Genomic DNA, 7,802 nt, shown 5'->3' with positions numbered 1-7,802 from the left:
TACTGGTGATGATCCGGCAAATAATATGGCTATTGTCGACAGCGATGCCTCTGCGTTAGGTTTGTGGATAGGATATTGGGGCCAAGCGTCAAGTATGAATGTTGAAAATGGTGCTAACCTGAATATAACTAACCAGTCCACTATCGGACAAGGCGGAGAAGCGGTTGTCACCCAGAATGGCGGTATATTTACGAGCAATGGCGTGCGTATCGGTGGTGGTAATGATGCCACGATCAACCTGAATGGCGGTCAGATGACAGCTCGGACCAACGGCTTCGTAGTTGGCGACGCTGGTGGTGGTACCGTAACAATGACTCAGACCGGTGGTACACTAACAACGAACGGCTTCGCAGTCGGCAAGGCCGGCTCCACGGGCATTTATAACATGACAGGCGGCACACTCAATGGTGTTCAGTATGGCGGAAATTTCCAGATTGGTGCGATTGGTTCAGGGTCAGGTTCGGTTCAATCCGAATTCAATCTCGGAGATGCTGCCGGCACTGGAACTATTCAGATGGCCAACACAGCAAGTCTTTTAATTGATAGCCGTAATTCCATGCTGCGTGGTTGGGGCACTTTTGATCTGGGTGGCGTCCAAAGCAGTGACTATGCTGCAAGACTCTACAACGACGGCGTTGTCAAGGCCGATGGTTATGGTATTGACCGCGACCTTGATCTCTCGCAGTTTAACCATGTTGAGATTTATAACACTATAAATACAGGCACAAATGGATGGTTTGCTGTTAATTGTGGCAGACTTCTTCTGCCGAGCATTGCAGTTGCAGCAGGTAATGGCAGCTATAACTGGGGCGACGATTCCTATTTCACTACGACCAGTCTTGTCAACAGTTTCCGTGTAACTTTCACAGGTGCTTCTGCTGGCAATCTCACTGCTGCACTTTTGGCCGAAGATCGCAGCGATGTTGCTGCTCATGACGGTTTGGCATTCCTGGCAGTATGGCAGATGGACCAACTGGCATTTGCCAACGCCAATATTGCTTTCAGATTTGATGATGCTAAGGCAGCAGAGCTTGGCATTGATGAATCACTACTCAATGTATACAAACTGGTTAATGGTGCTTGGGAAGTTCTGCCGGGTACGGTTGATTCGCTTTCCAACATAATATCTATATCGACAGATTCATTAGGAACATTCGCAGTAGGTGTTCCTGAGCCGACCACCCTTATTATTCTGGGTATCGGTGCCGCGCTTCTAAGAAAAAGAAGCCGCTAATACGTATTGACTTTGATTGTTTTGGGAGGACATTGTGTCCTCCCAAAACATAGTTGAAAGGCGTTCTCAAGGAGTTCTGACATGAATTATAAATTATTTCTAAAATTTATTATTATTGGATTAGTAATAATGACGAATGCCAGTCGGCTGTTTGCTTATGATCCACGGAGATCCTATTTCTTTGAGGACTGGCGAACATACAACACGGAGGACCCGAATGATCCCTTGAATAGTGACTGGTACTACGATCTCACGACGCCATGGTTTGACATGGGGGGAGTGGGATGGTTTTCCATTCCTCGTTGGGGAGTTGTATTCGAACAACCAATTGGAACAACGTGGGGAGATACTGTTTTGGTCGATGATGACAGAGTTTGTATTATCCGTGAGGTAGACGACAACAACGTCCCGGTAGTTAATGCCATTGGCCATGGGGCAGATATTTATGTCCAGGGGATAATCCTGGGTTATTTCCTTGACGGTGGCGAGCCAGGCACCAGCGGCGGAACTCTGTATCTCCAGGAAGGTGATTACACCATTCGCTTAATTGGTGAATTGAATGCGGAGGAACACCGTAATAATGTATGGCAGTATGGTGGTAATATTATAGGCCAGATCAGGCTTGGCTCAATGCAGCCTGAATATGGCGGTGCTTTCCCGCACGATAATAGTGACGTTAAATATGATATGTATGCCGGCACCATAACGACAACATGTGACCGCGGAGTTAATGCCTCACTTATCGTGGGCAACTTGTCGCCTGGTGCAGATTTGAGATGTGACGCTGAGTTCAACATGTATGGCGGCTCGATATTAACCAACAAGATATCGCTGGCAAATCAGGATTGCAACGGCGTGTTCAATATGAGTGGCGGTACTATTACTTTCCAGGATTTTGCCACGCCGACAAATCCGACGGATTTAATAATTGGAAATAGTGATCTTGCTAAAGAAGCGACGTTTAATTTTGGTAATGAAAATACGACAGGTACTATGAACGGTACCTATACAAATTTAACAGTGCGAGCCAATATTGGTATCTTCAATGGTTGGGGTACTGTAGTATTTGGCGGAGCACTGTCCAATTCAGGTATTATCGATGCCAATGGTTATGGGATCGACAGAGATTTGGATTTTTCTTCCATGAGTTCTGTTCAAGAGCCTGTCGATAACGCAGTTGGCGGTGCTAACGGATGGTACGCTGTAAACAAGGGCCGGCTGGTTCTTCCGTCTATTGCGGTCGCAGCAGGAACAAATAGTTACAACTGGGGCGAAGATGTCGCAGATACTGATATTGATTTGATTAACAGTGCAAAGATCACTTTTAATTCGTCAACGGCTGGAACTTTGACAGGCAATCTGCTTTGCGAGGGCCGTTCTGATCTGCCGGTAAATCCTTATCGTGTTATAGGCGCCTGGAATTTCCAAAATACCGCTTCGGTTTCGAATGTCGGCATCGTGATTCGCTATAACGATCTGCTGTCGGCTCAACTTGGCACGACAGAGGCCGATCTGAAGATTTATCAATATCAGACTAATCAGTGGGTTGACATTACGAGTTCTATTGACACAACAAAGAAACAGATTAGTGGAACTACTGGTTCGCTTGGCTTCTTTTTGGTCGGCGATGTGATTACCACTCCCGCCAATTGTTACGAGGTGCATAAGATTGGACAGGGTTATCAGGGCGATTTGGACGAGAACTGTGTAGTTAATCTCGACGATCTGGCTATTTTCACTGATCAGTGGTTGATGTCAGATCCGTTTGATCCGATAGCTTCTGATTTGAACAGTGATAAGACGGTTAATATGAGGGATCTTGGTATAATTGCTAATGATTGGCTTAAGGACAACAATCCATAATGGGTAGTAAGTGATAAAGTTCAGGGGCTGTTTAATACAGTCCCCTGAGCTTTTTTTGAAATCTTAGTAATAATTTAGAGAATAAAGTTTTTGTCCAAAATGATAATTTTATAAAGGCTGTACGATTGAATTGTTGCATAACATTATATTATAAAAGTAACTTCTTTGAAATGAGAGATAAATAATGAAATTTGACTGGATAAAAGAGGCTAAATTCACATCTTGGTGGATGACATGGGAAGACCTTGAGTGGCCTGATTATGCTATCGAAAAGAAATGGGAAAATCGTGCGCAAATCTTCTCTAAGGCGGGGATTAATGCAGTTGTTATATTCGGATTCCATTTCAGGTGGGATTATCTCCCGGTACTTGATCGCGTTCTTGAGATTTTGGCAAGAATTACAGAAATCTGCCATAGTCATGGTCTTAGAGTTGTTGAGCATCATTCCGCAACATTTGTACACCGAGTACGGAATGTAAATGATCGCTGGGAAATCAGAATCAGGAACAGGCATCATGTGCCTTTTTATCCTGATAATTGTGATGAACTGAGTTTTAATGGTTCAAAGCTCGCCGATTGGAGGCAAATATCAAGTAAGGACAATAAACCGGTTTACCATGAAGGCTGGAACAACGAATGTTTCTGCCCCAACAATCCTGATTATCAGAAAGCTTATCTGGCCTTTATCGGAAGACATGTGGAAAAGATCAAATATGATGCCCTGATGTCCGATGATCTGCAATTTTTACCGGATATATATACCTGTGGATGTTCCCATTGCAGGGAAAAGTTTTACAATGCTACGAAAATGGAACTGCCCGACCAATCTGATAAAGATTTCTGGGAAAACCCGGCAAATACATATCGCCAGCAGTGGATTGATTTACGTTATCAGTGGACAGCGGAACATTATAAGAGGCTCCGTAATTTCTTGCCGGAAAATATAGCATTATGGGGCTGTGCTTCGAATTGTATCGGAGCGAATTTAACCGGAATGGGGGTGTCGCCGCAGCATTATGCGAGTAATTGGGACGCCATATCCCATGAAATATATCATGTTCACCAACCTGTCAAAGACAAGGTTATAATCAGGGCGGGTCTTTCGGCTTTTGCTTCAATTGCCAGGCAGCATAATGTCCCGCTGATTGCGATTTTTTATGTGAAAAGGCCAGAAGATGTTAATTTGTGGATAGAACTTCTGGAACAGAGTAATGCGAGACCGTGGTTATGTAAGCAGGTTCGTACAGAAGATGCTATTCCGGAAGAGGAACTTTTGTTCAATGGTGCCTTTTCCGCAAAAAAACGTGTTTCTCATAGCAAACATGCTATTGTGTCAGTCAGATTTTCACAAAAGTACCGCGATAGTCTGCCTGAACATCTGGCCGAACAATATGTTGAACGTTATACGAAGGAGTGTAATTCTATAATTGATAAAAATTGCAAGGTGGATGTAGTTTTTGATGGCTATAGTAGCAAAGCAAATGAACCGACCGGCGGGACATGAAAAAAGTAAAAAAAACATTGACAACTATCTACGATACGTGCTATACTATATTAATATGACGTACTGATTAGCATTTAACGTATATATTATTTTGGAAGTGATAATGTTACAGACGAAAATATCGAGAGTTGTTTGGTCTCAAGATTCAAATTTATTTTGCAAAATTGAAGAAAATGGAGGAATGATGAACAGAAGAAATATCAGATCAACGGGTTTTACCTTGGTTGAGCTCCTCGTTGTGATTTCAATAATAGCATTGCTTCTGGCGGTTCTGATGCCTTCATTACAGAAGGCTCGTGAACAGGCCATAAAAGTTATTGATGCCACAAACTTAAAATCAACCGGGTCGAGTATGTTTATGTACATCAGTGATAATAAAGGCACTCTGCCCCCCGATTATATGCCGCCCAGGGCGAGTGGGAAAGATGGAGATGATTTTACCAACGTCTACTGGCAGCAGAAACTTGTTCCTTACACCAAAACCGGAAAAGTTTTTACGTCCCCGGTTTACGAGAAGTATTTTTCAGTGGAATTTGCAAAATACGACCATAGGGATATGTTGTACGGACAAAAAAATAAAGACTCGAACTGGTATTACTGGTTTTGTTCGGGAACGGCTCCTTCATACGGGTATAATCATCGTGCACTTGGCTGCGGCGGTTACGCTCCGGGATTCGGTTGTTATCAACGTACCGGTTCGCTAAATACCGAAGCAGGTATGAGATTGCCGGTTTTGCAGGTAAAGGTAGAACAGATTAAAAATAGTTCAGGTACAATTTTATGTCTTAACAATGTAAGTTCATTTGCTATTCCTCCTTCAATGGTAGTGCCATTAGCAAAATGGCAGGAACTGTATCATCCCAAGAAGTTACGCATTAACGACGGTATTAATATGCTCTACGTGGACTGCCATGCTGTATGGAAGAATTTTAATTCACCGGAATTTAAACCGGTTGATACAGAGCAGGACCATTCTGCCTGGGGCGATTGTCGTCAATTTCCCAGGTAAGTCCAACTGATCATAATTCCGCAAAATGGGAATATAAGTTCTGGCCAGGTGTTTTATATGGAAGGTTACTGTTTACATCGCATTTCAAGGTAGCCGGATATATTCAAACAAGAGTTTTTTATCAAATTCTCTGGAGAAATGTAAACATAAATCATTTTTTAAAATTTCAAACTGCTTTGGCCATTTGCGTTCATCGAATTTTACGAAGTCATGCGTACAGGCTAATATTTTGGATGACAAGTTATGATTAATATAGTTCATCTTGGGTTGGGACCCTTGGGACAGAAAATTGTGCGTTTTGCCCTTGAGCGGGGAGTCTTTAATATTTTGGGTGCGGTTGACCCTGATCCCGCCAAAATAGGCAAAGACCTCGGTGAGTTTTGTGGTCTTGGGTTGTTGGGTATTCCAATATGCAGTTCCCTTACAGAAGCTTTGAAAGGCAAGAAAGCGCAGGTCGCTGTTGTTACTACCGTCTCAAGCCTTGTCAAATTCGAACCTCAAGCTGTTGAATTAGCTAAAGCTGGTTTGCATATTGTTTCGACCTGTGAAGAACTTGCGTTTCCCTGGCGGACACAGCCCGAAATATCGAAACGGCTGGATGTAATTTGCAAACAATCCGGTGTTACTTGTATTGGCACAGGAGTTAATCCGGGTTTTCTGATGGAATATTTGCCCACAGTTTTGACAGGTGTATGCCAAAAAGTTGATTCTATTCATGTCTGGCGCGTGCAGGATGCGTCAATACGACGTGTGCCGTTCCAGCAGAAAATTGGAGCAGGTCTATCGCTCGATGAATTTCGTGAAAAACACAGAAATGGTACGCTTCGCCATGTAGGCCTTCCGGAATCTGTTGATTTTATTGCCGCCAGAATGGGCTGGAATTTGGATCGAAACGAAGAAACCCTTGAGCCGATTATCGCAGATATTGATATTCATAGCGGCTTCAAACCAATTCTAAAAGGCATGGCACGAGGAGTGTATCAGACAGGGCGGGGCTTTGTAGGCAACAGAGAAGTAATTACACTCGAATTCAGGGCTGCCGTCGGTGAGCCGCAATCCTATGATCGTATCATGGTCAATGGAATTCCAAATATTGATTCTACTATTGCCGGTGGCGTAAATGGCGACATTGCAACTTGTGCAATTACACTCAATGCAGTAAAATCGATACTGTCCGCCGCCCCAGGCCTCAAAACAATGGGTGAAATGGGTGCAGCGACATATTTTTCAGCCGTGTAATTTACGACTTCCGATATGCGTACCCCAGCAAATACCTTGCGAAGTCATCCCATTTGTTTCGACGTGTTTAACTTTGAATAATTAAGGAAAATATATGAAAATAGGAATTATTGGAAGCGAGAATTCACATTCACTTGCTATCGCTAAAACCATCAACATTGAAAAAAAGATAAAAAACTGCAGTGTGAAGTTTTTGTGGGGTGAAACAAGAAAACTGGCACAGGCTGTTGCAAAAGAGGGGAAAATACCGAATATTGTCGAAAATCCTTTGGAAATGCTGGGCAAAATTGACGCATTGATCGTCGATCATCGTCATCCGAAGTACCATCTTGATGCGGCACTTCCTTTTATTAAAAAGGGCATTCCTGTTTTTATCGATAAACCTTTGTGTTTTAATTCTGCTAAAGGTGAAAAGTTTCTCAAATTAGCAAAACAGACAGGATCGCCTGTTACAAGTTTTAGTGTTGTTCCTGAACAAAAAAAAATCAGGCAGTTTATTTTAAAGAAGGACAGGATGGGACTGGTTTTGGCCGGAGCAACGTATGGAGTATGCGACGTTGACAGTCCGTATGGAGGTATTTTCTTCTATGGGATTCATCAGGTTGAAATGGCTCTCAAGGCATTTGGTTTTAATGTTGACCGGGTTTTTATTTCCAGGAATCCAAATGGAGCAACAGGACAACTGATTTACTCAGATAATAAAATAATAACGCTGAACTTCATTAAAGAAGGGTGCTCCGGTTTCTCGATTGGTGCTGTCGGTGAAAAAGGCGGCGTATTTGAGAATATTACTTTTGATTCCAATCCGTATCTTGCAGGCATAAAAACTTTTACTCGTATGTTCTTAACGAGGCAGGAGCCGGAAACGCACGAAAATCTAATAGTTCCAATAAAAATTCTCGAAGCGTTGGCACGCTCATTAAAGAGCCATAAAGTGGAAAGAGTAGGTTAAA

General features: G+C 42.9%; 6 protein-coding genes. All 6 read left to right on the top strand.

The genetic code is table 11. The features are described from left to right. The coding region (locus LLF92_12315; GenBank protein MCE5341890.1) for a PEP-CTERM sorting domain-containing protein at positions 1-1,234 on the top strand (1,234 nt) is incomplete at its 5' end. A gap of 81 nt (positions 1,235-1,315) precedes the next feature. Continuing rightward, positions 1,316-3,097 carry a hypothetical protein gene (locus LLF92_12310; protein ID MCE5341889.1) on the top strand — a complete coding sequence of 594 codons (1,782 nt, stop codon included), beginning with the start codon at positions 1,316-1,318 and terminating at the stop codon, positions 3,095-3,097. A 184-nt stretch (positions 3,098-3,281) separates the two neighbouring features. Further along, positions 3,282-4,601 carry a sugar phosphate isomerase/epimerase gene (locus LLF92_12305; protein ID MCE5341888.1) on the top strand — a complete coding sequence of 440 codons (1,320 nt, stop codon included), beginning with the start codon at positions 3,282-3,284 and terminating at the stop codon, positions 4,599-4,601. A 181-nt stretch (positions 4,602-4,782) separates the two neighbouring features. Beyond that, positions 4,783-5,610 (top strand): type II secretion system GspH family protein, encoded by an 828-nt coding sequence (locus LLF92_12300; protein ID MCE5341887.1) that lies wholly within the window; start codon positions 4,783-4,785, stop codon positions 5,608-5,610. A 243-nt stretch (positions 5,611-5,853) separates the two neighbouring features. Then, on the top strand, positions 5,854-6,849 hold the full coding sequence (locus LLF92_12295) for a hypothetical protein (protein ID MCE5341886.1): 996 nt from the start codon (positions 5,854-5,856) through the stop codon (positions 6,847-6,849). A 94-nt stretch (positions 6,850-6,943) separates the two neighbouring features. Next, entirely contained in the window at positions 6,944-7,801 is an 858-nt protein-coding gene (locus LLF92_12290) for a Gfo/Idh/MocA family oxidoreductase (protein ID MCE5341885.1), read from the top strand. Position 7,802 lies beyond the last annotated feature (1 nt).

The sequence above is a fragment of the Planctomycetaceae bacterium genome, from assembly GCA_021371795.1.
Classification (GTDB): Bacteria; Planctomycetota; Phycisphaerae; order Sedimentisphaerales; family UBA12454; genus UBA12454.
Note: the sequence above shows the minus strand (reverse complement) of the source record. Positions and strands in the feature narration are given on the sequence as shown.

Excerpts from the sequence above, each read along its gene's own strand:
- LLF92_12310 (MCE5341889.1), top strand. The coding sequence starts at position 1,316 with ATGAATTATAAATTATTTCTAAAATTTATTATTATTGGATTAGTAATA.
- LLF92_12305 (MCE5341888.1), top strand. The coding sequence starts at position 3,282 with ATGAAATTTGACTGGATAAAAGAGGCTAAATTCACATCTTGGTGGATG.
- LLF92_12300 (MCE5341887.1), top strand. The coding sequence starts at position 4,783 with ATGATGAACAGAAGAAATATCAGATCAACGGGTTTTACCTTGGTTGAG.
- LLF92_12295 (MCE5341886.1), top strand. The coding sequence starts at position 5,854 with ATGATTAATATAGTTCATCTTGGGTTGGGACCCTTGGGACAGAAAATT.
- LLF92_12290 (MCE5341885.1), top strand. The coding sequence starts at position 6,944 with ATGAAAATAGGAATTATTGGAAGCGAGAATTCACATTCACTTGCTATC.